Below are 24,550 nucleotides of genomic sequence, written 5' to 3'. Positions count from 1 at the left end.
GACCGGCGCGGTATCGTGATATTGCGATCCTGTTGCCACGGTGAGCTTTTCAGTCGGGAGGAACGATGATGAAGATGACTTACAAAGGTAGCTGCCATTGCGGACGGATCCGCTACGAGGTCGATGTCGATCTTGAGGCTGGGACTAGTCGTTGCAATTGTTCATTCTGCTCGAAACTGCGCTACTGGGGCGCGACCGTGAGACCGGAGGATTTCCGCCTGATGTGCGATGAGTCGGGTATCGGCGACTATCAGTTCGGCACGATGAGCGGCCATCACCGGTTCTGTACGACTTGCGGTGTCACGCCCTATGGCCATGGATATGTCGAGGAGATCGGTGGCGCCTTCGTCTCCATCAACGTGGCATGCCTCGACGATGTCGATCCGGCCGTGCTTGCGGCCTTGCCGATTCAGTACATGGACGGGCTGCACAACAACTGGTGGAATGCACCCGCCGAGACGCGGCATCTTTAAACAGATGTCGTGTCGGAGCGATCAGCCTTCACGCAGCCTCTCGGCCGCTATGGCCAGACATTCCTTGAAGGCGGTGAGATCTGTGTAGAGCGCGTCCGCTGCGGCATTCCCGATGACGACGCTGCCCCCGCGCCGCTCTATTCCGGCATGAAGCATGAGATTGTCGATCAGTCCGAAATTCTCGATCGACAGTCCATCCGGGTCACGCAAGTGTCCCTCCGCATCGGGCGTCACGGCACCGTTGAAGTGATCAATGATGCGTGCCGTATGATCGCGGGCGACGTTCGTATAGGCGAATACAGGCTTGTCGAGCGCGCACATGAATCCGAGCTCGAAACTCGTGCCGGTATCGGCAGCGATGCCGCGAAAGGGCGTCAGGTTGGCGATGATCGCGTCCGCTTCGAACATCATCTTCTCGTCGACGGCGCTTATCGCTGCGGCGCGCTCGCGTTTGGAATTCGTTGGCGGAATTTCCAGATCCCCCGGCGACAGCGGGATCAGCCCCGCCTCGCGAGCGAGGGCGGCTTTGCGGTCGAGCATTTCACGGGCGTTGGGAAGGAAGACTTCCGGTCCCGCGAGATAGACTTTTTTCGCCATGAACTCCGGCCCCGATTACGATGGTTAGGCTGAATCGATCCACGAGTCGTCGTGACCGATTCCAAGTCTGCAGGATGGGCGGCCAGTCACGTCACGGCCGCCTCATTCTGCGCGTCAAAGGCCTTCCTTGGAGGATTGGCCAGACGGCGGTGCCTCAGCGGTCGCCGAGGTCCCGCACGGCGCCGCGGTCCGCGGAGGTCGCGAAGGCGGCATAGGCTTTGAGTGCGGTCGTCACCTTGCGCTTGCGCGGCTCGGCCGGTCTCCAACCCTTGACGTCCTGTTCGGCGCGGCGGGCAGCGAGCTCGGCCTCGTCGACGCGTAGGCCAATGGTGCGGTTCGGGATGTCGATGTCGATCATGTCGCCTTCGCGCACCAGCCCGATCATTCCGCCATTCGCCGCCTCGGGCGAGACGTGGCCGATGGATAGACCGGATGTGCCGCCGGAGAAGCGTCCGTCGGTGATGAGTGCGCAGGCCTTGCCGAGCCCCTTCGATTTCAGGTAGCTCGTCGGATAGAGCATTTCCTGCATGCCCGGGCCGCCCTTCGGTCCCTCATAGCGGATGACCACGACGTCGCCCGCCTTGACCTCGTTGCCGAGAATGCCTTTCACGGCCGCGTCCTGGCTTTCGAAGACCCGGGCCGGACCCGAAAACTTCAAAATGCTCTCATCCACGCCCGCAGTCTTCACGATGCAGCCATCGCGCGCGATGTTGCCCTTGAGCACCGCCAGACCGCCATCCTTCGAGAAGGGATGTTCGACGGAGCGGATGACGCCGGTTTCGCGGTCGGTGTCAAGTTCTTCCCAGCGCGCCTCCTGGCTGAAGGCGACCTGGGTCGGAATGCCGCCCGGGGCAGCGCGGAAGAAATTGCGGACGGTCTCGCTGGAGGTGCGGGTGATGTCCCACCGGTCGATGGCGTCGCCGAGCGTCTCCGCGTGCACTGTCGGGCAGTCACGGTTGATGAGGCCGCCTTTGTCGAGCTCGCCAAGGATCGACATGATACCGCCGGCGCGATGCACGTCTTCCATATGAACATCGCTTTTGGCCGGCGCCACCTTCGATAGGCAGGGAACCTTGCGCGACAGCCGGTCGATGTCGTCCAGGGTAAAGTCGACTTCGCCTTCATAGGCCGCGGCCAGGATGTGCAGCACCGTATTGGTTGAGCCGCCCATGGCGATATCGAGCGCCATGGCGTTTTCGAAGGCCTGCTTGGAAGCGATCGTGCGCGGCAGAACCCGCTCGTCCTCCTGCTCGTAGTAGCGGCGCGCCAGATCGACGATGAGATGGCCCGCCTCGACGAAAAGGCGCTTGCGGTCGGCATGGGTGGCAAGCGTCGAACCGTTGCCGGGCAGCGACAGGCCGAGCGCCTCGGTCAGACAGTTCATCGAGTTCGCGGTGAACATGCCCGAGCAGGAGCCGCAGGTCGGGCAGGCGGAACGCTCGATGATCTTGACGTCTTCGTCGGAGACACTGTCGTCGGCGGCGGCGACCATGGCGTCTACAAGATCGAGCGCGTGCTTCTTGCCATGCAGAACGACCTTGCCCGCTTCCATCGGCCCGCCGGAGACGAAGACGGCCGGAATGTTCAGGCGCAGTGCGGCCATCAGCATGCCGGGCGTGATCTTGTCGCAGTTGGAGATGCAGACCATCGCGTCGGCGCAATGGGCGTTGACCATGTATTCGACGCTATCGGCGATGATCTCGCGCGACGGCAGCGAATAGAGCATGCCGTCGTGACCCATGGCGATGCCGTCGTCGACGGCGATCGTGTTGAATTCCTTGGCAACGCCGCCGGCCGCCTCGATCTCGCGGGCAACGAGCTGGCCCAGATCCTTGAGATGCACGTGGCCAGGCACGAACTGCGTGAACGAGTTCACCACCGCAATAATCGGCTTGCCGAAGTCGCTGTCCTTCATGCCCGTCGCGCGCCAGAGGCCGCGGGCGCCGGCCATGTTGCGGCCGTGGGTGGTGGTGCGGGAGCGATAGGCAGGCATGAACGTGTTCCTTCACGGACAAATGTCATTACGCGGAATATGGCGACGCTGGAGCGCCAATGCACGGGGGGTAGTAGCGCAAAATTGCGCGCGCGTCATCTTCTGCGCCAGATTATTTCCGGTGCGGCCATGCGCGTTCTCCCTGTTCCAGCGGAGTTTGGCCACTCTTACCCACTCTGCCATAATGAGGCTTGGCGCAGCGGCAAAACCAATGTGCATGAGCGGATTTCCCGGCGCTCGACGTCATCTGCAATGCTTGCCATCCAGGTACAACAAGTCCATTGTTTTCAACGAAATTCACGCCCGTGCGCCGGGACTTCGGTGCTTTGGCGCGCTTCGAGGTTCGTCTGGGATGAACTGTCACGAATGCGGTTGTGAGATAGAAAGCGGCTTCGCGTTTTGCCCGAAATGCGGTGCGAAACAGCCGCAGCCATGCCCGGACTGCGGCTATCCCTGTCCTCCGCATTTCGCCTTTTGTCCTCAATGCGGCAGGCAAGTCGGTGCCTCCACTGCTTCCAAGCCTGTTCCGACGCCAAAATCATCTCCTCCGCTGCCGCCGACCGCCGCGGTGGCCCGCGCCACTTCGCCGCTGCCGACACATCCGGATGCCGGCGCCGACCGGCGCACGGTCACGGTCGTTTTTGCCGATTTATGCGGCTTCACCAGTCTCAGCGAGCAGATCGATCCGGAGATCCTGCAGGCCTTGCAGAACGAGCTCTTCGAGGAACTGACGGAGGCCGTCGAGGCCTATGGCGGTTTCGTCGACAAGTTCATCGGCGATGCCCTGCTTGCCCTTTTCGGCGCACCGCTGGCGCATGAGGACGACCCGGAACGGGCGCTTCTCGCCGCGCTGGAGATGGTAAGCCGGGCGGGGCGTGTAGGCGAGCGCTGGCGCAAACGGATCGGCTCGCCATTGAGCCTCCATGTCGGCGTCAATACCGGTACGGTCGTCACCGGTGCCTTCGGTGCCGGCGATACGAAATCCTATTCGGTCACCGGCGATACGGTGAATACCGCCCAACGGCTGCAGTCGATGGCCGGGCCGGACGAAATACTTGTCGGGCCGGTGACGCATAAACTGACCCGGCACGCTTTCGCCTACGAAACCCTCGGCGCCGTCTCCTTGCGCGGCAAGACTGGAAGCTTGCAGGTCCACCGCGTCACGGGAGCGCTCGAGACCCCGCGCGCGGCGAGAGGGCTCGATGCGCTCGGTCTCGATGCGCCGCTGATCGGACGCGACGCGGAAATCGGCCGGATGAGGGATTGCCTTGCACTTGCCTGCGCGGGCACAGCGCAACTGGTGCGACTCACGGGCGAAGCCGGTATCGGCAAGTCGCGTCTTGTCAGCGAATTTCTCGCCAGCGTCGGCGAGGATGCGCGTTTTGCGCATGTCGTCGTGAGGCGGGCCGCGTGTTCTCCGCTAGGGGAACCTTCCTATGGGACGCTCGCAACCGTTCTACGCAGCGCTTACGGCATATCGCCCGGCGACACGGCGGAAAAGACGGGGGAGCGGCTCGCGTCGGGCCTCGCGGAAATCGGCTTTCCCGCCGCGGAAGTCGATGAATTGATGCCGCTCTTCTTTCATATTCTCGGGATGGGCGATCGCGAGGGCGTCCTGCAGCACATCACTCCGGAGCAGATTCGACGCCAGCTTTTCTCCATCATTCGCACGATCTTCGAGCGACGCCTCGAACGGGCGCCACTTCTCCTCGTCATCGAAGATCTGCATTGGGCGGACTCGGCCTCGCTGGAGGCGCTGCGCTTCGTGCTCGACCGGCTGGATCGCAGCCCGTTGATGCTGCTCACCACGCAGCGGCCTTACTCCGGTCCGGAGCGGCTGGTGCCCGGCCGCGCCAGCGTCACCGCCTTGCGGCTCAGCCCGCTCTCTCCCGCGAATGGCCAGCGCCTCCTGTCGGCCTTTTTCGGGGAGGACTGTCTCCCAGGATATCTATGTGAGCGCATTCTCACGCGTGCCGGTGGCAACCCGCTTTTCATAGAGGAAATCGTCCGCGGGCTGATCGAGCTTGAAACGCTCCGGCGCGACGGTTCCCGCTGGTACGTCGCTGACGGCGAAACCGGCGTCGACATCCCTGTCGGCATAGAAGCGATGCTGCTCGCGCGCATCGATCGGCTGCCGCAGGAAGTGCGGCGTATGGTCCATTGCGCCGCTGTGATCGGGCCGAGCTTCGATGCCGATCTGCTGGCAGCCATCTCCGCCGACCCGGCCGAAGTGGATGCGGGCCTGGAACTGCTTTGTGATGCAGAAATCATCGAAGAGACCGCCGGAGGACCACAAGCCTCGCAAGCCTATCGCTTCGTGCAATCGCTGCTTCACGAAGTGGTCTACAACAATCTCCTCGTGAAGCGCCGCATGCAGATCCACGCGGCCATCGCCGACGCGCTGGAGCGTCGCTACGGCGAGGACCCGCAGCGGTTCGAAGAATTGGCGTTCCTCGCCCATCATTTCAGCCAGTCGGCGGACCGGGCCAAGGGCGCACGTTATCTGATGGCGGCCGGCGACCGTGCGCGCCAGCTCTGCGCCAACGAGGACGCCATCCGCTTCTATCGGCAAGCCATGGGTGCGCTTGCAGCGCTCGGTGAAGAAAGACCGGAATGGTTCGTTGCCCGCGAGCGGATCGCCGATCTCCTCGGGCCATCCGGTCAGCGTGCCGCTGCGGAGGAGCACTATCGCGCACTGCTCGGTTGCGGCCGCGTTGCAGCAGACCCCGTGGCCTCCGCTCGGATCCTTCGCAAGCTCGGCCATCTCCTTTGGGAAGCCGGCAATCGCGATCAGGCGCAGGTAAACTTCGCCGAGGCCGCCACCCTGCTCAAAAATGCTGATGCTCCTGTCGAGAACGCCTCTCTTCTTCAGGAGCGCGGGCATCTCGCATTCCGCATGGGCGACTATCTGGCTGCTTCCGCATGGGCCGACGAGGCATTGATGCGAGTCAAGGCTCTCACGCCCGCCGCCGGCGACGAGACGCGGCGCGAGGCTGCGCTGGTTACCGCCGAAGCGCTGAATACCAAGGGCGTGGCCCTGGCGCGGCGCGGTAGGACGCGCGAGGCGATCAGTGCGGTGGAGGAGAGCGTGGCGGTCGCCGAGGCCGCCACACTGATGCATGCGGCCTGCCGCGGATATACCAATCTCGGCGTGCTATACACGATTGTCGACCCGAAGCTGGCGATCGACGTCTGCCGACGCGGTTTGGACATGGCTCGCCGTATCGGCGATCTCAGCTTTCAAGCGCGGCTGCTCGCCAATCTAGCGGTTGCCCATTGCACCTTTACCGACCGCTGTGGGATCGAAGGTGTGCCGGCTGCCGAGAGGGCGATCGAAATCGACCGCGCGCTGGACCAGCGCGATCACCTACCGGTGTCCCTTCTGGTCCTCGGACAGATATACCAATGCCATGAGCGGCCGCGCGATGCCCGAGAGCTCTACGGCGAGGCGCTTGAACTCGCCGGCGAGACGGGCGAGGCGCAGGTGCTGTTTCCGTGCTATGATGGCTTGGCGACACTCTGCCTCGATGAAGGCAATCTTGCCGAGGCCGAGCGATATTTTGGTTTGGCTCGAGATGTCTGCGCGCGTCATGATCTTGATCCCGAAGCTTTGGTGATATTGCCGTTTCTCGACTAGGGCACTCCCGGTCCAAGTGAGCCTCTGAATGCTTAAGAGCTGCGTGGAATCAAGGTTTCATCCTGGGCAAAGATCTTCGACAAGCGCTGTGGGGTACAATGGGAGGAGAATAGCCATGGCCGATCAGCACAACCGCGGGCCACTGAGGCCGGGCGACCGGGCGCCGAATGTGGTGCTCGACGCGATCACCAAGGAAGGCAAGATCGCCATCGATGATTTTCGGGGGCACAAGCCGGTCCTGGTGGGCCTGTTCAGAGGCCTGCAATGCCCATTCTGCCGCCGGCAGATCGCCGCGATCTCGCAGCTCAAGGCTGCGCTGAATGAAAAGGGCATAGAGACCTTGACGGTCGTGAACACGCCGGTAGAGCGGGCGCGTCTCTATTTCCGCTACCATCCCCTGCCGAACCTGCTTGCGGCCGCTGATCCGGAACGGATTTCGCATCAGGCCTTCGGTCTGCCCAACCCGGAATTCACGGAAGATGAGGACGATTGGCCCCGCAAGATCAGCATGCAGACGGTGATGTCCATGCGTGTCGAGATGCCTGGCGAACTGCCGGAGCCGATGAATCCAATCGCGGGCTCCCAATATCTCCAGCAAGCGGACGGCTACCAGATGACGGAGGAGGACAAGCGGATGGAGGCCACCGCGATGGGGCAACTTGTCGGTGAGTTCCTGCTCGACCGCGACGGCGTCGTACGCTGGTGCTTCACCGAAGCGACACCGGATGGCGGCAATATGTTCCGCAGCCCGGCGCCGGAGGAGGTGATGTCGGCGGCATCGCAGGTGGCGCATTGAGCGCGGCCGCCCACAGCCATTCGTTGGCCGCGGCGCGTCTCTCGCTGTATCTATGGGGATCGGAATGGTGGGCGTGACAAGGATCGAACTTGTGACCCCTACGATGTCAACGTAGTGCTCTCCCGCTGAGCTACACGCCCATCCGATGCGGCGCATAGACCACAAAACCCGCGTTGCCGTCAATAGCTTTTTCGAAGGTTTTTTGACAGAAATTTCGAACCCGTTTCACAGTCGAATTTCCGGCGCCTCGCCTTCGCCCTCCGCCGGTTTGCGTCCATGGCGAATGCGCTAAGCGCTTGAAACGGCAAGAGCCGCTGCCGATCCTGTTGGTCTGCAGCGGCCTTGAAGCGCTGTCCGCGAGAGCGGGTCTTTTCGGTCGGAACGCGGCGCGCGCGGAAAGCCGCGGGCGTGCTTTGCGCGTCCGGTTTAGGCCGCGAGCATCTTGTTGACCTCGTCGACGAGGTCGCGCAGGTGGAAGGGCTTGGAGAGGACCTTGGCATCCTTCGGCGCCTTCGAGTCGGGGTTCAGCGCCACGGCGGCAAAGCCTGTGATGAACATCACCTTGAGATCCGGGTCGAGCTCGGTCGCTCGGCGGGCAAGCTCGATGCCGTCCATCTCAGGCATGACGATGTCGGTCAGCAGCAGCGAAAAGGGTTCTTCGCGAAGCCGGTCATAGGCGCTGGCGCCGTTGTCATAGGACAAGACCTTGTAACCAGCCTTCTCCAGCGCCTTTACGAGGAAGCGGCGCATATCGTTATCGTCTTCGGCAAGGAGGATTTTCGCAGTCATGAATTCGGCCGTGCTACTTCTTTTGAATGCTTGTGGGATGCGGCAGCTTATCAAACCGCAACAGGGTAAATATCCGGTGAACAGAGTGCGTCAATCCCCCGAAACCGGCGGGGGGGCCACTATGGACACAGAGGCGGCCAACTGGCAACATGATCCGAACAACAAGATCCGGGCATGGTAAAAAAGGGTTCCGATGGGGGAAGCGACGGACTGGGAATTTTTCGAGGTTCTGGAGCCCGCAAGCCAGCGGATTCCCTTTGTGTTCAATTCCCCGCATAGCGGCCGGTACTATCCGCAATCCTTTCTCGACCAGTCGCGGCTCGACCCGCATGCGATCCGCCGTTCCGAAGATCACTTCGTAGACGAGTTGTTCCGCAGCGCCACTTTCTTGGGTGCGCCGCTGCTGTGTGCGCATTTCCCGCGCGCCTTTCTCGACGTCAACCGTGAACCTTACGAGCTCGACCCGCGCATGTTCGAAGGTGCGCTGCCGGCGCATGCCAACATAAGCTCCATGCGCGTCGCCGGCGGCCTCGGCACCGTACCGCGCCTCGTTGCCGAGAACATGGAAATCTATCGCAGCCGCTTTCCGGTGGAGGAGGCGCTGGCGCGGATCGAGGCGATCTACAAACCGTACCATGCGACGCTCAGGAAGTTGATCGCCCGCACTCATGTCCAGTTCGGGATGTCCGTCCTTATCGATTGCCATTCAATGCCCGGCAACGTTCATCTTCCGGGCAGCGGGCAGCGCCCGGATTTCATCATCGGCGATCGTTACGGAACGAGCGCGGCGGGAGAAATGTCCCGGACTGCTGTCGATCTCCTGGAACAGCTCGGCTACGTGGTCGCCCGCAACAAGCCCTATGCCGGCGGCTTCATTACCGAGCACTATGGCCGGCCGACGCGCGGACTGCATGCGCTTCAAATCGAAATCAACCGCAGCCTCTATGTCGACGAGGCGACGCTCGTGAAAAAGCCGGGATTTGCCGCATTGGAGGCGGATCTTGCGACGTTCATCGCGGCACTTGCACGGCATGTCGAGGATTATGGCGCCTATCTCCCCTTGGCGGCGGAGTAGAGGCCGAGCGCCGACAGCACCGGTCGTCTTTTCAGACTGACGAGGATAGCTGTGAAACTTTGAATTGCGCTCAAAAAGAACCGCGCCAGCGGCGCGGTCAAGTCTAGGGAGGAAACACCCAAGGAGGGTATTTGCAGCCACGAGTGACTGCAAAGAAAGCTTAATATTGCGCTGCACAAATGTCAAGATTCGAGTGAAAACTTTTGCATCGCAGCAGAAAAATTTCAGATGTCGTTCTGAGGGATCCAAAAAGCCAGCGACGAGCCCGCTGCATGGTTTCCTAAATCGGAACCGATTTTAAGGCCATGCTTCTGAAAAAATGCACGGCGCTGCTGGTGCGCGGGCTTGTTGCCTTTCGGCAAATTTCCTCTATGCACGATGCACTCGACCTTGTTTCCCCTGAGAGTTTGAAATGTTGCCCGACCGTTCCTTCTTCGACCGTCTCGCCGACGCCGCCAAGGCGGAAACCATGCCGCGGTTCCGGATGGGAGGGAGCGTTATCAACAAGCTCGAAGGCGGCTTCGATCCTGTCACCGAAGCAGACAGATCAGCCGAGGCGGCGATCCGGACGCTGATCGAAAACACGTTTCCGGGCCACGGCATCCTGGGCGAAGAATACGGAAACGTCGGTGTCGACCGCGAACATGTCTGGGTCATCGACCCCATCGACGGGACGCGTGCCTTCATTTCAGGCTTACCGGTATGGGGCACGCTGATCGGCCTCTACCGCAACGGCAACGCCGTGATGGGACTGATGGACCAGCCCTTTACCGGCGAACGCTATTTCGCCGACGGCGAGAAGTCGGTCTATCGCGGTCCTGGCGGCGAGAAGGTGCTTTCCACGCGCTCGTGCGAGACGCTTTCGGATGCCGTCCTGTTCACGACGTCGCCGCATCTCTATGCGGGCGAACTCAGGGAGCGCTTCGAGGCGCTGCAGGCACGGGTGCGCCTCTTTCGTTATGGCTGCGACTGCTATGCCTTTGCGCTCCTTGCGTCCGGCCACGTCGATCTCGTTATCGAATGCGGTCTGAAGCCCTACGACGTCGGCGGTCTTATTCCGTTGATCGAGCAGGCAGGGGGCGTGATCACCACTTGGCAGGGCGGGCCTGCGGAAATGGGCGGCGAAATCATCGCTGCCGGCAGCCCCGAGCTCCATGAGCGGGCGCTGGAGATGCTGAGGATCTAGAGCGGAATAAGAAAATGGTCGATTCGACCCAAACCATCGTGATCTAGACGTCTTTCAGTTTGTGCGGCGAAGTTTCGGCATCGTCACCGTCGGCCCCGGGCAGAAATGCGAAAATTGCAGCCATCGCCTGGGCGCGATAGCGGTCGGCTTCATGGAGGAGTTCGTGGCGCGCCCCGTCGATCGGGATCAAATGGCCGGCACGGAAGTTGCTCGCCAGGAATTCGATGGCGAGATGCGGTATAAGGCCGTCGGCCATCGGCGCCAGGATTATCGTCGGCACGGTGATCTTCGTCAGGTGTTCGCGACGCATGACGCGCCGCATGGTCCTGAAGGCCTCATTCAGCCAGCGAGCCGTCGGCGGCCCCAGCCGAAAGTGCGGAAAGCTGCCGGTCAGCGCCAGGTTGCGGGCGTAGCGAGGGAAATCGGCGGTCAGCACATTGTTCTCAAACGGAATGCGACTGGCCTTGTCGGCGTGGATCGGCAATCTCCCGAGACCAATCCGGTTCATGATCGCAGCCATGACGGCAATGCCGCGCGCGCCGATGGCCTGGCCGCTAAGTCCGACGAAGGGCGCAAGCAGAACCATGCGATCGATGCGGCTCGCAAGCATCGGCGCCGATGACAGGACGACCAGAGCGCCCATGGAATGGGCGACGATCGAGAAGGGCAGGCGAGTGTCCGGCAGGACGATCTGTTCGAGAAATCTAGCCAGGTCGCGCTCGTAGTCGGAAAAGTGGTCCACATGACCGCGACCCGGCTGCCGCAACAGCCGTTCGGAGCCGGCCTGGCCGCGCCAGTCGAAAGTGGCAACCCAGAAACCGGCCGTCGTCAGTTCGTCGATCGTTTCGAAATATTTCTCGATCGACTCGTTGCGGCCCTGCAGCAGCACGATCGTGCCGCGCGCGAACGGCGCCTTCGTCTTGAAGACCGCGTAGCGGATCTTGCGGTTGCCCACTCCGTCGAAAAAACCTGCCACGGGATTGCCCGGGATCGGATTGTCCGGCGTCGAATGAAGGATTGTCGTCATCAAGGGCGAAGGCCAGAGTGCAAATCGCGTTGGTCGAATCAAGTCAGGGCTGAACATGGACGGAAAATCGCTCACACTCTTCCCATATCGCTTCAGGGATAGGCGGTGGCCCGTCGCCCGTCAAAGAAAAAAGCCGGAAACGGTGGATGAAATCCGGGCGATCACCGTTTCCGGCCGCTGAAGGGGAAGGGACGTGTCACTTCAGCCCTGGGAGTTTCCTCCCAGTATCTTTTCTATAAGCCCCTGCGGCTGAACGGCGGCCGAACCCTCCATTCATGTGCCGTTCACGAATTTCGTTGCCGAAAACGCCGCATGAATTCCCTTGAACTCGCGCGGACGCGTTCCCATGTCTTGGACACGGACGCCGATGACGGGTCCGTTCACCGGTCGCGTCACTGCCTGACGGGGTGGCACGCCAGACATCGCAAACAGTTGCTCTTAAGGAGGACACTATGCGTCATTTTGATTTTTCTCCCCTCTACCGCTCCACCGTCGGCTTCGATCGCCTGTTCACCATGCTCGACAGCCTTGGCCAGCCCGATCAGTCGCAGACCTATCCGCCCTACAATATCGAGCGCACCGGCGAAAACGCCTATCGCATCACCATGGCCGTTGCCGGCTTTGACGAGAGCGAGCTTTCGATCGAAGCGCGCGAACATACGCTGACGATCAAAGGCGAAAAGAGCGAAGAAAAGGATGCAGAGAGCCAGTTCCTGCACCGCGGCATCGCCAAGCGCGCATTTGAGCGCCGCTTCCAGCTTGCCGATCATGTGGAGATCAAATCCGCCTCGCTGAAGAACGGCCTGCTTCACATCGATCTCGTGCGCGAGATTCCGGAAGCAGCAAAGCCGCGTCGAATTGAGATCAGCTCGGTTGCTTCGCAGGCCAAGCAGATCGAGACGCAGAGCGCTTAAGCCGGTTACAGCGCCCGTGCGTCTTTTCAGGCGCCCAAAGATCGCTGTAGCACTATGAACTGCTGCATGTTTTTGTCCTTAGATCGGCTCCGAATCTAAGGACATGCAGTAGAGATCGGAAATAAAAGGCGGCGTCCCGACAGGCGCCGCCTTTTTCGTTCCGCCCTAACAGGCGTCGATGAACCGGTCGACGCCGTCCGCGAGAGTGGCAAAGCTGGTGACGAGCCGGTAGAGGCCTTCGTCCTCGGCGAGGCTGCCTGCCAGATCATGCGGCACGTGCCAATCATAGAAAACCGCACCATGCTGCCGCAATCGGGCGGCCACATCATGTTTCAGCACCACGAAGACCTCGTTGGCATCCGGCGCCCAGGCAAGCCGGCTACTGGCTGAGGCAGAAATGCCGTCGGCGAGGCGTTGCGCCATGGCGTTGGCATGACGAGCGAGATTGAGCCAAAGATCGCCCGCAAGATAGGCGTCGAACTGAGCGGCGACGAAGCGCGATTTGGAAAAGAGCTGAGCCGCACGCTTGCGCAGAAAATGCATCTCCTGCGCCTTGGAGAGATCGAAAAGGATCAGCGCTTCGGCGCACCAGCAGCCGTTCTTGGTTCCGCCGAAGGAGAGCAGCTCGACGCCGCGTTTCCAGGTCATTTCGGCCGGCGTCGCGTCGAGATGGACGAGGGCGTTGGCAAAACGCGCGCCGTCCATGTGCAGCGGCAGCTTGTGCGATTTGGCGATGGAGGCGATGGCGTCGATCTCTTCGAGCGCGTAGACGGTGCCGCTTTCCGTCGCCTGCGTCAGCGTCACCGCCATCGGCTGGCCTCCATGTACGTCTTCAGGCGGAAAACGGCGGATCTCGGCTTCGAGCGTTGCAGGTGCCATCTTTCCGCGCGCGCCATCGACCGGCCTTAGCCGCGCGCCGTGCGAAAAGAACTCCGGCGCGCCGCATTCGTCGACGTTCACATGCGCTTCGCGATGGCAGAAAGCGATGCCGCCCGCTCGATTGGCGCTCGAAAGCGCCAGTGAATTCGCGGCCGTTCCGGTGCCGACGAAAAACACGGCCACTTCCTTCTCGAAAATCTCCGAAAGCCGCCTCTGCACCTTCTGGTCGAGTTCGCTCATGCCATATGCGGGAGCATAGCCGCCCGCATGCGCCATCAGGTTTTCGGCAATCGCGGGATGGGCACCGGCCCAGTTGTCGGACGAAAAGATCATCGCAGAATTACCCTGGCTCTACAGCGCCGCGCGTCTGATCAGACGCGCAAAGGTGACCACCACCAGCCGCACGGCGAGACCATAACCGAGTTCAGCCACCACGCAACGTGTTCCACCTGATGTAGTGCCAACCGGAGACCAGTTTGAAACCAAAGGGAAGAAAGTGCCGGAGGATTGTAATTAAATTTCAAAAGTGTGAAATTTTTGGCAATGTTCGTCAAAATCTCTTCCGATATTTGCTGATGTGCCCCTTGCGGAGGGGGGCGCTTTCTGGCATAGAGCGCATGAAATAGGACAGGTTTGCTGTCCTATTTCGGTCTAGGGACCGGAACAATCGCCGGAAGCTTTGGAAAAAGCGGCATCCGGCGTTGCAGCGCAAGGGCTTTCACCGGATTTCATTCGGTTGATAACGCTTGCCATCAGGATGGTCGCGGACATTCGTGCCTGGTGCAGCCGCGCTTCATTTGCGACCTGATCAGGATCATGCGACGATAGTGCCCGGCTTGCCGCAGGTCGAAAAAGACGCGACGCGGCAGTCGACGCGCGGGCCGCGTATGCCCGGAATTCCGGGTTCAACAGGAGGGAAGACGATGACGGATCATTCGCCATCATATCAGATTGGGCTCAACCTCGCACAAAATGCTGCGACGGCTGTGAAAACGCCCGCATTCCCCTCCGGACTGCCGCGAAAACAAGGCCTCTACGATCCGCGAAACGAACACGACGCCTGCGGTGTCGGCTTTGTCGCCCATATGAAGGGCGAGAAGTCGCATCAGATCGTTCGCGACGGTCTCTTCATGCTTGAAAACCTGACGCATCGCGGCGCCGTCGGTGCCGATCCGCTGATGGGCGACGGCGCAGGCATTCTCGTACAGATCCCCGACCAATTCTTCCGTGAGGAGATGGCGGACCAGGGCGTCACCCTGCCCAAGGCCGGCGAGTACGCCGTTGGCTATTTTTTCATGCCGCGCGACGAAAAGCTGATCGGCCATTTCAAGGAGGTGATCAGCGAGGTTGTTGCCGAGGAGGGCCAGCACCTGCTCGGCTTCCGTGACGTGCCGGTCGACAACTCGTCGCTCTCGAAAGCGCCGGATATCGCGGCCACCGAACCGCACCACGTGCAGGTCTTCATTGGCGCCGGCCGGGATGCCGCGACCAATGCCGAATTCGAGCGTCGCCTGTTCACGCTGCGCAAGGTGATCTCGAACCGCATCTATGCGGAAGCGGACGGCGGCGACCTCGGCTTCTATGTCGTTTCGCTGTCGACCCAGACCATCGTCTACAAGGGCATGTTCCTCGCCTACCAGGTCGGCGCCTATTACAAGGATCTTGCGGACGAGCGCTTCCAGTCGGCGGTGGCGCTGGTGCATCAGCGCTTTTCGACCAACACCTTCCCGTCCTGGAAGCTGGCGCATCCTTACCGCATGGTTGCCCACAACGGTGAAATCAACACCCTGCGCGGCAACGTCAACTGGATGGCGGCGCGGCAAGCCTCGGTCTCCTCGCCGCTCTTTGGCGACGACATCTCCAAGCTCTGGCCAATTTCCTACGAAGGCCAGTCGGATACGGCCTGCTTCGACAATGCGCTCGAATTCCTCGTTCAGGGCGGCTATTCGCTTGCCCACGCGGTGATGATGCTGATCCCGGAAGCCTGGGCCGGCAACCAGCTCATGTCGCCGGAACGCAAAGCGTTCTACGAATATCATGCGGCATTGATGGAGCCGTGGGACGGGCCGGCGGCGGTTGCCTTCACCGATGGCCGGCAGATCGGCGCGACGCTTGACCGAAACGGTCTTCGTCCAGCGCGTTACATCGTCACCAGCGACGACCGCGTCATCATGGCGTCGGAGGCCGGCGTGCTCCCGGTTCCCGAGGAGAAGATCATCAAGAAGTGGCGGCTGCAGCCAGGCAAGATGCTGCTGATCGACATGGAAGAGGGCCGCATCATCTCCGACGAGGAGGTGAAGTCGTCGCTTGCCAGCAAGCATCCCTACCGCAAGTGGCTGGACGACACCCAGCTCATCCTGGAAGACCTGAAGCCGGTCGAGCCGCGGGCGCTTCGCCGCGATGTGTCGCTGATCGATCGCCAGCAGGCCTTCGGCTACACGCAGGAGGATACAAAGCTCCTGATGTCGCCGATGGCGACGACGGGCCAGGAGGCGATCGGATCGATGGGAACCGACACGCCGATCTCGGCGATGTCGGACAAGCCGAAGCTGCTTTACACCTATTTCAAGCAGAACTTCGCCCAGGTCACCAACCCGCCGATTGACCCGATCCGCGAGGAACTGGTGATGAGCCTCGTCTCGTTCATCGGTCCGCGCCCGAACATTCTTGATCACGAGGGCATGGCCCACGCCAAGCGGCTTGAAGTCCGCCAGCCGATCCTGACCAACGGCGATCTCGAAAAGATCCGCTCGATCGGTCATACGGAAGACCGCTTCGACACCAAGACGCTCGACTTCACCTACGATATTTCGCGGGGTGCCGAAGGCATGCCGGAAATGCTCGATCGCCTCTGCGAGCGGGCCGAAGCTGCGGTCAGGGGTGGCTACAACATCATCGTGCTTTCGGACCGCCAGGTGGGGCCCGATCGCGTCGCGATCCCGGCGCTGCTCGCGACTGCGGCCGTCCACCATCACCTGATCCGCAAGGGGCTGCGCACGTCGGTCGGCATCGTGCTGGAATCGGGCGAACCGCGCGAGGTGCACCATTTCTGCCTGCTCGCCGGTTATGGCGCGGAAGCGATCAACCCCTATCTCGCCTTCGACACCCTCGTCGACATGCACAAGCGCGGTGACTTCCCGAAGGAGGTCGACGCCAGCGAGATCGTCTATCGCTATATCAAGGCGGTCGGCAAAGGCATCCTCAAGGTCATGTCGAAGATGGGCATCTCGACCTATCAATCCTATTGCGGCGCGCAGATCTTCGACGCGGTCGGCCTTTCGTCGAAGCTGGTGGACCAGTATTTCTTCGGCACGGCGACGACGATCGAAGGCATTGCTCTCGAGGAGATCGCGGCTGAAACGGTCGACCGCCACAAAGCTGCCTTCGGTGCCGATCCGGTCCTTGCCAATACGCTTGATATCGGCGGCGAATATGCCTTCCGCATGCGTGGCGAAAGCCATGCCTGGACTCCGGACGCGATCGCCTCGTTGCAGCACGCGGTGCGCGGCAACGCCAAGGACCGCTACCGCGAATTCTCCGAAATGGTGAATGCGTCGTCGCTGCGCATGAACACGATCCGCGGCCTCTTTACGGTCAAGAGCGCGGAGGCCGTCGGCCGCAAGCCGATTTCGATCGACGAGGTCGAGCCGGCGTCCGAGATCGTCAAACGGTTCTCGACCGGGGCGATGTCCTTCGGCTCGATCAGCCGCGAGGCGCATACGACGCTGGCGATCGCGATGAACCGGATCGGCGGCAAGTCGAACACCGGCGAAGGCGGCGAGGAAAGCGACCGCTATCTGCCGCGCCCGGACGGCTCGATGAACCCCGAGCGCTCGGCGATCAAGCAGATCGCCTCGGGCCGCTTCGGCGTCACGACCGAATATCTGGTCAACGCCGACATGCTGCAGATCAAGGTGGCGCAGGGTGCGAAGCCTGGCGAAGGCGGTCAGCTTCCCGGCCACAAAGTGGACGCGACGGTTGCCAAGACCCGGCACTCAACGCCGGGCGTCGGCCTCATCTCGCCGCCGCCGCATCACGACATCTATTCGATCGAGGATCTAGCGCAGCTGATCTACGATCTGAAGAACGTCAATCCGGAGGCCGATGTCTCGGTCAAGCTCGTTTCGGAAGTGGGCGTCGGCACGGTTGCGGCCGGTGTCGCCAAGGCGCGCGCCGATCACATCACCATTGCGGGCTTCGACGGCGGCACCGGCGCCTCGCCGCTGACCTCGCTGAAACACGCGGGCAGCCCGTGGGAAATCGGCCTTGCCGAAACCCAGCAGACGCTCGTCTTGAACGGGCTGCGTTCGCGCGTCGCCCTTCAGGTCGATGGTGGCCTCAAGACCGGCCGCGACGTCATCATCGGCGCGCTGCTTGGCGCGGATGAATTCGGGTTCGCGACTGCGCCGCTGATCGCCGCCGGCTGTATCATGATGCGCAAGTGCCATCTGAACACCTGTCCGGTCGGCGTCGCCACGCAGGACCCGGTTCTGAGAAAGCGGTTCAAGGGCACGCCGGAGCATGTCATCAACTACTTCTTCTTCGTTGCGGAAGAAGTGCGCGAGATCCTCGCCTCGCTCGGCGTGAGCAAGCTCGACGAGATCATCGGCGCTTCGGAGTTGCTCGAGCGTGATCGGATGATCGAACACTGGAAGGCCCGTGGTCTCGATTTCTCGAAGATTTTCCACAAGGTGGAGGCGCCGAAGGAAGCGACCTATTGGACGGCCCGCCAGAACCATCCGATCGACGATATTCTCGATCGCAAGCTGATCGAGAAGGCGAAGACGGCGCTCGAAACCAAAGTGCCGGTTGCCTTCAAAACGGAGATCAAGAATGTCGACCGCTCGGCCGGCGCGATGCTTTCCGGTGCGCTCGCCAAGCGCTGGGGCCATAAGGGACTGAAGGATGATACGATCCACGTGACCCTCAAGGGCACGGCCGGGCAGTCCTTCGGTGCGTTCCTTGCCCGCGGCATCACCTTCGACCTCGTGGGCGACGGCAACGACTACGTCGGCAAAGGCCTTTCGGGCGGGCGCATCATCGTCCGGCCGCCGGAAAACGCCCGCATCGTGCCGCACCAGTCGATCATCGTCGGCAACACCGTGCTCTACGGTGCGATCTCAGGCGAATGCTATTTCAACGGCGTCGCCGGCGAACGCTTTGCCGTGCGCAATTCCGGCGCGATCGCGGTCGTCGAAGGTGTCGGCGATCACGGCTGCGAATACATGACCGGCGGAGTGGTCGTCGTGATCGGCGGAACGGGCCGCAACTTCGCGGCCGGCATGTCCGGCGGTGTCGCTTATGTGCTTGATGAGGAGGGCGATTTCGCCCGCCGCTGCAACATGGCGATGGTCGAGCTGCAGCCGGTGCCGGAGGAGGACGATATGCTGGAGAAGCTGCATCATCACGGCGGCGATCTCATGCACAAGGGCATGGTGGACGTTTCGGGCGATATGACGCGCCACGACGAGGAGCGGCTTTACCAGCTCATCTCCAACCACCTGCACTATACGGGCTCGCCCCGCGCCAAGGAGATCCTCGATCGCTGGGCCGAGTTCAGGCCGAAATTCCGCAAGGTCATGCCGGTCGAATACCGCCGCGCGCTCGAAGACATGGAGCGCATGAAAATGGCTGAAGCGGCCGAATAACCGGCCCCTGTGACAACTGCCCCCGGCCCGAGATCGGGTTACGGGGGCCTCATGCGCGCCTCAAGGCGCCTGTTCAGATTGAAGATATCAGGATCGTAAGATGGGCAAGGTTACTGGGTTTTTGGAGATCGACCGGCAGGTGGCGAAGTACCAGCCGGCCTCCGACCGCATCCGCCATTTCCGTGAATTCACCATTCCGATGTCCGACCAGGAAGTGCAGAAGCAGGCCGCTCGCTGCATGGACTGCGGCATTCCCTATTGCCATGGGCCGACCGGGTGCCCGGTGCACAACCAGATACCGGACTGGAACGACCTCGTTTACAACGGCAACTGGGACGAGGCGATCCGTAACCTGCACTCGACCAACAATTTTCCGGAATTCACCGGCCGCGTCTGCCCGGCGCCCTGCGAGGAAGCCTGCACGTTGAACCTTGAGGATGCGCCGGTTTCGATCAAGACGGTCGAACAGGCGATCGCCGACAAGGCCTATGAGATGGGCTACATCGTACCGCAGCCGGCGGTGATCAAGACCGGCAAGAAGGTGGCCGTCATCGGCTCCGGCCCTTCAGGCATGGCGGCCGCGCAGCAGCTCGCCCGCGCCGGCCACGAGGTTCATGTCTACGAGCGCGAATCGAAGCCCGGCGGGCTCCTGCGCTACGGCATTCCGGACTTCAAGATGGAGAAGAACTTCATCGACCGTCGCGTCGAGCAGATGCAGGGCGAGGGTGTCACCTTCCATTGCGGCATCAATATCGGTGTCGACCTGCCGATGTGGAAGCTCCTCGACGACAATGACGCGGTGCTTTATTGCGGCGGCTCGGAAACCCCGCGCGACGCCGGCATTCCTGGCGTGGAATTTACCGGCGTGCACGACGCCATGCCCTATCTCGTACAGCAAAACCGTCGCATCGGCCGCGAGAATGTCGACAGCGTCGGCTGGCCGTCCGATCCGATCCTCGCTGGCGGCAAGCATGTCGTGGTCGTCGGCGGCGGCGACACGGCGTCCGACTGCGTCGGCACCGCTTTCCGCCAGGGCGCCGTCAAGGTGACCCAGCTCGACATTCGCCCGCAGCCACCGGAGAAGGAGGACAAGCTTTCGGTCTGGCCGTTCTGGGCGACGAAGATGCGGACCTCCTCCAGCCAGGCCGAGGGCGCGATCCGCGAGTTCCAGGTCGCCACACTGGAATTTGTCGGTGATGAGGACGGTGTCCTGACCGGCGTCAAGTGCTGTCAGGTGGATGAGCGTCGCAAGCCGATCGCCGGCAGCGAGTTCATCATCAAGGCCGACCTTGCCTTCATCGCCATCGGTTTCCGCGGTCCCTTCGCCGACAGCGTGCTCAAGGACCTCGGCGACAAGCTGGCCCTCAATATCGACCGCCGCGGCTCCACCAACGTCATTGCCAACGAGCAGGATTACAAGACCTCGGTCGACAAGCTGTGGACGGCCGGCGACGTTCGTCGTGGTCAATCGCTCGTCGTCTGGGCGATCCGCGAAGGCCGTCAGGCAGCGCGCGCTATCGACGAAGCGCTGATGGGCTCCACCGTCCTGCCGCGCTGATCGTAGATTGCCCCTCTCCCCGCACGCGGGCGAGGGGATTTGAGATCGATGTTTTGCGACGCGTTTCCTTCGCCCCGCTTACGGGGAGTAGCCGCTCAGTTCCGGCTCATCGGCCTACTGATCACCGCTTGCGGCTTTACCAGACGGAAATCGTCGATGCGTCCGGGAGGGGCTGGCGGTATCTCGCCCTTTTCGACAAGCAGGTCCCTGGGGCTCTTGCCCGTGCCTTTCGGAGGGGCGTCGCCGCCGAGAAGCGCGGTTGCCCCGTCCAGTGCCGGGTCGGTCACGCTGATCGGCTGGGTCTTGACGATATCCTCGTTCGCGAGCGGCGCCGTCACGACAAGATCCTTAAGTCCCTCGGCGCCCGGCACGTCGGTATCCGTTGCGGCTGCCTCGCCGAGCAGCTTCCGAATGTCCTTCTCGACATAAAAAGCGAGCTTGCGTTTGCCTGCCTTGGTCAGGTTGATACCATCCGAACCGCGCAGGCGGACCTGCTGGCCGTTGATGTCCGAACCCGTCAATACGAACTTGCCGCTCTCGTCGACGAAGCCGTCCCAGATGTCGATGAATTGGCCGCCGGCCTTCTCGACCTCTTCGCGGAAGATGCCATTGAAGGTCACCATATCGGCGGTCATGGCCGTCGATTGGAAGGGCGGCATGCCGACCCAGAGAACCGGCAGCTTGTCCTTTCGTGCCAGCGCCGCGAACGCATTGACGCGTCTGCGGTATTCTTCCATCCAGACGTCGGTGCGGAACTTCTCCTTCGTGTCGCCGATCTGCATCAACTGGCGGTCGTTGGCGCCGAGGCTGACGACGATCACTGAAGGCTTCAGTTCGGAGACATAGTCGGAGAGGATTTTCGGCCAGTCGAAATAGTCGTTCCGGACGAGGCCCGACGAGCCGCTCGCCCGTGTTTCGACCGCAATCCCCGGCGTCGTTTCAAACGCAACCTTCAGGCCGTCGCCGAGGCTTCCAGCAACGAAGTCGCCGACGACCAGGACTTTTTTTGCGTCCGGCGACTTCTCGACGACCGGAGCGGGGGGCGGCGTCTCGGCGAGGCGCGGCTTGGCGCGTTGCTGGCGCGGTTGTTGCGGCTCCGCCGGTTGCTGCCGGCGCTTCTGCATCCGGCGGGGTCTGGGCTGCCGGGGAAAATCGTATTGGTCCTGGTAGTAGATGCGTCTTTGGGGCACGAAGACGCCAAAGAACTTCTGAAGCAGATTGCGGCGAGGGACCGGCTCCTGCGCCTCGGCCATGGTGGCGAAGAGACCGGCAACGAGCATCGCCATCGCACCCATAAAAATCGGCGCTAAACGAAGCGGACGCAAGAACCGGCCCTTCCCGGCGTCTCTGGTTGTCAGCATAGTCACTTCACCGTCAAGTGGCAGGATTGCCCCACCATACGCCAAATCACGGCGATTTGGCACCGAATGATTGAAAATCGCCGTGATCGGGAGAGATCGCGCCGGTCGCGATCACTTGCGCAGTGCGCGCAGGAGATGTTGCGTCGGTTCGCCGTCCGGGGCCAGGCCGTTCTGCGCCTGAAACGCCTGGATTGCGGCCTTGGAGCCTGAGCCGAAATTGCCGTCGACTTCGCCGTTGTAGTAGCCGAGTTCCTTCAGCCGGTTCTGCAGCTCGAACTTCTCGCTGATGTCGAGCGAGCCGTCCGGACGCGGCCAGCGCTGCTGCATTCCGGCGTAGCCGGCAATCTGGTCGGCGAGGAGGCCGACGCCAAGCGCGTAGGAATCGGAGGCGTTGTAGCGCTTGATAACGAAGAAGTTGCGCGTCATCAGGAAGCCCGGACCTTTGCCGCCGCCCGGCAGCTTGAGTTCGGCCCGCGTCTTCGGGTTGCTGAAGCCTTTGCCGTTCGGGCGGATGAAGCCGAGCGCGGCCCACTGGCCGAGCGTCTTCGTCTGGCCCGCATATTTCGCCGCATTGGCCGGTGCCACGATCTCGTAGCCCCAGGTCTCGCCCGGCTGCCAACCGTTTTTCCTCAACAGATTGGCGGCCGTTGCCAGCGCATCGGGAACCGAGTTCCAGATGTCCCGATGCCCGTTTCCGTCGGCATCAACGGCGTAGAGCAGATAGCTCGTCGGAATGAATTGCGTGTGACCCATGGCGCCCGCCCAGGAGCCGGTCAGTTCGCGCGGAGTGATGTCGCCGCGCTGCAGGATCTTCAGCGCCGCGATAAGTTGGGTCCTCGCGAATTTCGCCCGCTTCGGGTCGGCATAGGCAAGGGTCGCCAGTGCGCGCGGCACGTAGTGCAGCCGGTCGTCCTTTTGGAGCACGGCGCCATAGTTCGATTCCATCGACCAGATCGCCAGCAGGATGGTCTTGTCGACGCCGTAGTGCCGCTCCAAAGCATTGAGCGTGCGGGCGTGTTTCGCCGCCATTTCCTGGCCGATGCGCGTGGTGTACGGATTGACACGCGAGTCGATATATTCCCAGATCTTGTGCTTGAATTCGGGCTGAAAGTTCGCCTTTTCGATGACTGCCGGATCGGGCGTCTTCACGCCGGCAAAGGCCCTGCGGTAGGTCGCCTGGGTGATGCCGCTCTTGGCGGCGGTGGCGTAGAAATTGTTGATCCAGCTCTGAAAACCTGAATCCGCACGCGCGGGCGACGAACCAAGCGCGGCGGCGATAACGAGAGCGGCTGCGATATGTCGAAAGAACGTCCTGCGGTTTCTGATCATCAGCTGTCGGTTCCGTTTCTCGGCGGAGCGTTCAGCCGGCGTTCATGCCGGACGGAATACTCCGGGTTTGCAATGTTGCCCGCAGCAGGCCGCTGGAAAGGGCAGCATGCGGTTCTTCTAGGGGCCGAACGGTTTGAACCGTTTCGGATCGGAGGAGAGCCTACAGAAACGAAGTCAACAAAGTCTTTACCATGAAAAATCCACGTCGTCTTCATTCGTAAAAAAATAGCAAATCGGCGACTAAATCCAATTCAATTTGCCTGTTTCAGGCTAGACTGAGAAACCACTGCAAGGAGGTGTCTATGACCGACAAGCGTAAAGTCCGCAAAGCCGTGTTCCCCGTCGCGGGACTGGGAACGCGTTTCCTTCCCGCCACCAAGGCGGTCCCGAAGGAAATGCTGACGGTGGTGGACAAGCCGGTCATCCAGTACGTCGTCGATGAGGCGCTGGAAGCGGGAATCGAGCATCTGATCTTCGTGACCGGCCGCAGCAAGGCGGTGATCGAAGACTATTTCGATATTCAAGTCGAGCTGGACCAGACGCTGCGCGAGCGCAACAAGAAGGCGGAAATCGAGCTCCTCGATGCCATCCTCCCGAAGGCCGGCACCACCAGCTTTACGCGCCAGCAGGCGCCTCTCGGCCTTGGCCACGCGGTCTGGTGCGCGCGCGACCTCGTCGGCAACGAACCATTCGCGCTTTTGCTGCCCGATATGATCATGAAGGGCGAGAAGGGCTGCCTAAAGGGCATGGTCGAGCTCTATGAGCAGAGCGGCGGCAACGTCATTGCGGTCGAGGAATGCGCTCCGGATCAGGCTCACAAATACGGCATCGTCGGTGTCGGTGAAAAGATCGGCGAGGGCTTCAGGATCACCAAAATGATCGAGAAGCCGGCGCCGGGCACAGCGCCATCGAATTTCTTCATCAACGGCCGCTACATCCTGCAGCCGGAAATCTTCCCGATTCTCGAGCGGCAAGAGCGCGGCGCGGGCAACGAGATCCAGTTGACCGACGGGATGGTGAAGCTTTCGGCCACGGAGCCGTTCGCCGCCTATCACTTCCGCGGCGATACTTACGACTGCGGCGCGAAGGACGGCTTCATCCTCGCGAACGTCGCCTTCGCTCTCGAGCGCAGCGATATTCGCCCGACTGTCGAGCAACCGCTGAAGGCTTTGTTGCAAGGCCTGAGGTGACGATTTCACCTGAATGAAAGAGGCCGCGCTCTCGGGCGCAGCCTCTTTCTCATTTTCAGGCGCGAGCACGCGGCCGGAAACCGGTTGCTTTTCTCTCA

Annotated in this window: 17 protein-coding genes and 1 tRNA gene; 9 read left to right on the top strand and 9 right to left on the bottom strand. The window is 61.8% G+C overall.

Annotated elements, in window-relative coordinates; translation table 11 throughout:
• The first annotated feature begins 68 nt into the window (after window positions 1-68).
• The gene (locus PYH37_RS26915) at window positions 69-473 is read left to right on the top strand and encodes a GFA family protein (protein ID WP_280735975.1); all 405 of its coding nucleotides are present in this window, start codon (window positions 69-71) and stop codon (window positions 471-473) included.
• 21 nt (window positions 474-494) lie between these two features.
• Here the strand turns inward: PYH37_RS26915 and PYH37_RS26910 are convergent, their stop codons facing one another.
• The 3 genes from PYH37_RS26910 to PYH37_RS26900 form a co-directional block, all read right to left on the bottom strand.
• Window positions 495-1,070, bottom strand: coding sequence for a nucleoside 2-deoxyribosyltransferase (locus PYH37_RS26910; protein ID WP_280734515.1), 576 nt, complete (start codon window positions 1,068-1,070; stop codon window positions 495-497).
• 154 nt (window positions 1,071-1,224) lie between these two features.
• Window positions 1,225-3,063, bottom strand: coding sequence for a dihydroxy-acid dehydratase (gene ilvD / locus PYH37_RS26905; RefSeq protein WP_280734513.1), 1,839 nt, complete (start codon window positions 3,061-3,063; stop codon window positions 1,225-1,227).
• 12 nt (window positions 3,064-3,075) lie between these two features.
• Window positions 3,076-3,282, bottom strand: a complete 207-nt coding sequence (locus tag PYH37_RS26900; RefSeq protein ID WP_280734512.1) for a hypothetical protein — start codon at window positions 3,280-3,282, stop codon at window positions 3,076-3,078.
• 133 nt (window positions 3,283-3,415) lie between these two features.
• Here PYH37_RS26900 and PYH37_RS26895 point away from each other — a divergent pair, with 133 nt between their 5' ends.
• Window positions 3,416-6,700 carry an adenylate/guanylate cyclase domain-containing protein gene (locus PYH37_RS26895; protein ID WP_280734511.1) on the top strand — a complete coding sequence of 1,095 codons (3,285 nt, stop codon included), beginning with the start codon at window positions 3,416-3,418 and terminating at the stop codon, window positions 6,698-6,700.
• A 115-nt stretch (window positions 6,701-6,815) separates the two neighbouring features.
• Window positions 6,816-7,496, top strand: a complete 681-nt coding sequence (locus PYH37_RS26890) for a peroxiredoxin-like family protein (protein WP_280734510.1) — start codon at window positions 6,816-6,818, stop codon at window positions 7,494-7,496.
• A gap of 65 nt (window positions 7,497-7,561) precedes the next feature.
• On the opposite strand, the gene PYH37_RS26885 is transcribed toward PYH37_RS26890, so the two are convergent.
• Window positions 7,562-7,636: transfer RNA gene (locus PYH37_RS26885), tRNA-Val, on the bottom strand.
• Between the two features lie 286 nt (window positions 7,637-7,922).
• The gene (gene cpdR1 / locus PYH37_RS26880; protein WP_037389271.1) at window positions 7,923-8,285 is read right to left on the bottom strand and encodes a response regulator CpdR1; all 363 of its coding nucleotides are present in this window, start codon (window positions 8,283-8,285) and stop codon (window positions 7,923-7,925) included.
• Window positions 8,286-8,478: 193 nt separating this feature from the next.
• Here cpdR1 and PYH37_RS26875 point away from each other — a divergent pair, with 193 nt between their 5' ends.
• Both PYH37_RS26875 and hisN read left to right on the top strand, forming a co-directional pair.
• Entirely contained in the window at window positions 8,479-9,360 is an 882-nt protein-coding gene (locus PYH37_RS26875) for an N-formylglutamate amidohydrolase (RefSeq protein WP_280734509.1), read from the top strand.
• Window positions 9,361-9,772: 412 nt separating this feature from the next.
• Entirely contained in the window at window positions 9,773-10,546 is a 774-nt protein-coding gene (gene hisN, locus PYH37_RS26870; RefSeq protein WP_280734508.1) for a histidinol-phosphatase, read from the top strand.
• 43 nt (window positions 10,547-10,589) lie between these two features.
• Here the strand turns inward: hisN and PYH37_RS26865 are convergent, their stop codons facing one another.
• A complete protein-coding gene (locus PYH37_RS26865) occupies window positions 10,590-11,573 on the bottom strand; it encodes an alpha/beta fold hydrolase (protein ID WP_280734507.1) in 984 nt (327 codons plus the stop codon).
• A gap of 452 nt (window positions 11,574-12,025) precedes the next feature.
• Here PYH37_RS26865 and PYH37_RS26860 point away from each other — a divergent pair, with 452 nt between their 5' ends.
• Window positions 12,026-12,487 (top strand): Hsp20 family protein, encoded by a 462-nt coding sequence (locus PYH37_RS26860; protein WP_280734506.1) that lies wholly within the window; start codon window positions 12,026-12,028, stop codon window positions 12,485-12,487.
• Between the two features lie 165 nt (window positions 12,488-12,652).
• Here PYH37_RS26860 and PYH37_RS26855 read toward each other — a convergent pair whose 3' ends face one another.
• Complete coding sequence (locus PYH37_RS26855; RefSeq protein ID WP_280734505.1) at window positions 12,653-13,699, bottom strand: threonine aldolase family protein; 1,047 nt, start codon at window positions 13,697-13,699, stop codon at window positions 12,653-12,655.
• A gap of 590 nt (window positions 13,700-14,289) precedes the next feature.
• Here PYH37_RS26855 and gltB point away from each other — a divergent pair.
• The gene (gltB, locus tag PYH37_RS26850) at window positions 14,290-19,014 is read left to right on the top strand and encodes a glutamate synthase large subunit (RefSeq protein ID WP_280734504.1); all 4,725 of its coding nucleotides are present in this window, start codon (window positions 14,290-14,292) and stop codon (window positions 19,012-19,014) included.
• Between the two features lie 100 nt (window positions 19,015-19,114).
• Window positions 19,115-20,572, top strand: coding sequence for a glutamate synthase subunit beta (locus PYH37_RS26845; RefSeq protein WP_280734502.1), 1,458 nt, complete (start codon window positions 19,115-19,117; stop codon window positions 20,570-20,572).
• Window positions 20,573-20,667: 95 nt separating this feature from the next.
• On the opposite strand, the gene PYH37_RS26840 is transcribed toward PYH37_RS26845, so the two are convergent.
• A complete protein-coding gene (locus PYH37_RS26840; protein WP_425336123.1) occupies window positions 20,668-21,939 on the bottom strand; it encodes an SGNH/GDSL hydrolase family protein in 1,272 nt (423 codons plus the stop codon).
• A 105-nt stretch (window positions 21,940-22,044) separates the two neighbouring features.
• Entirely contained in the window at window positions 22,045-23,262 is a 1,218-nt protein-coding gene (locus PYH37_RS26835) for a lytic murein transglycosylase (protein WP_280734500.1), read from the bottom strand.
• 302 nt (window positions 23,263-23,564) lie between these two features.
• On the opposite strand from PYH37_RS26835, the gene galU reads away from it, so the two are divergent.
• Window positions 23,565-24,452, top strand: coding sequence for a UTP--glucose-1-phosphate uridylyltransferase GalU (galU, locus tag PYH37_RS26830; RefSeq protein WP_280734499.1), 888 nt, complete (start codon window positions 23,565-23,567; stop codon window positions 24,450-24,452).
• Window positions 24,453-24,550 lie beyond the last annotated feature (98 nt).

The sequence above is a fragment of the Sinorhizobium numidicum genome (assembly GCF_029892045.1).
GTDB classification, from domain to species: domain Bacteria; phylum Pseudomonadota; class Alphaproteobacteria; order Rhizobiales; family Rhizobiaceae; genus Sinorhizobium; species Sinorhizobium numidicum.
This window is presented reverse-complemented; position numbering and strand designations above follow the sequence as displayed.

Bases quoted from the DNA above. Each gene is read 5' to 3' on its own strand.
- PYH37_RS26915 (WP_280735975.1), top strand. From the start codon at position 69: ATGAAGATGACTTACAAAGGTAGCTGCCATTGCGGACGGATCCGCTAC.
- PYH37_RS26910 (WP_280734515.1), bottom strand. From the start codon at position 1,070: ATGGCGAAAAAAGTCTATCTCGCGGGACCGGAAGTCTTCCTTCCCAAC.
- ilvD (WP_280734513.1), bottom strand. From the start codon at position 3,063: ATGCCTGCCTATCGCTCCCGCACCACCACCCACGGCCGCAACATGGCC.
- PYH37_RS26900 (WP_280734512.1), bottom strand. From the start codon at position 3,282: ATGCACATTGGTTTTGCCGCTGCGCCAAGCCTCATTATGGCAGAGTGG.
- PYH37_RS26895 (WP_280734511.1), top strand. From the start codon at position 3,416: ATGAACTGTCACGAATGCGGTTGTGAGATAGAAAGCGGCTTCGCGTTT.
- PYH37_RS26890 (WP_280734510.1), top strand. From the start codon at position 6,816: ATGGCCGATCAGCACAACCGCGGGCCACTGAGGCCGGGCGACCGGGCG.
- cpdR1 (WP_037389271.1), bottom strand. From the start codon at position 8,285: ATGACTGCGAAAATCCTCCTTGCCGAAGACGATAACGATATGCGCCGC.
- PYH37_RS26875 (WP_280734509.1), top strand. From the start codon at position 8,479: ATGGGGGAAGCGACGGACTGGGAATTTTTCGAGGTTCTGGAGCCCGCA.
- hisN (WP_280734508.1), top strand. From the start codon at position 9,773: ATGTTGCCCGACCGTTCCTTCTTCGACCGTCTCGCCGACGCCGCCAAG.
- PYH37_RS26865 (WP_280734507.1), bottom strand. From the start codon at position 11,573: ATGACGACAATCCTTCATTCGACGCCGGACAATCCGATCCCGGGCAAT.
- PYH37_RS26860 (WP_280734506.1), top strand. From the start codon at position 12,026: ATGCGTCATTTTGATTTTTCTCCCCTCTACCGCTCCACCGTCGGCTTC.
- PYH37_RS26855 (WP_280734505.1), bottom strand. From the start codon at position 13,699: ATGATCTTTTCGTCCGACAACTGGGCCGGTGCCCATCCCGCGATTGCC.
- gltB (WP_280734504.1), top strand. From the start codon at position 14,290: ATGACGGATCATTCGCCATCATATCAGATTGGGCTCAACCTCGCACAA.
- PYH37_RS26845 (WP_280734502.1), top strand. From the start codon at position 19,115: ATGGGCAAGGTTACTGGGTTTTTGGAGATCGACCGGCAGGTGGCGAAG.
- PYH37_RS26835 (WP_280734500.1), bottom strand. From the start codon at position 23,262: ATGATCAGAAACCGCAGGACGTTCTTTCGACATATCGCAGCCGCTCTC.
- galU (WP_280734499.1), top strand. From the start codon at position 23,565: ATGACCGACAAGCGTAAAGTCCGCAAAGCCGTGTTCCCCGTCGCGGGA.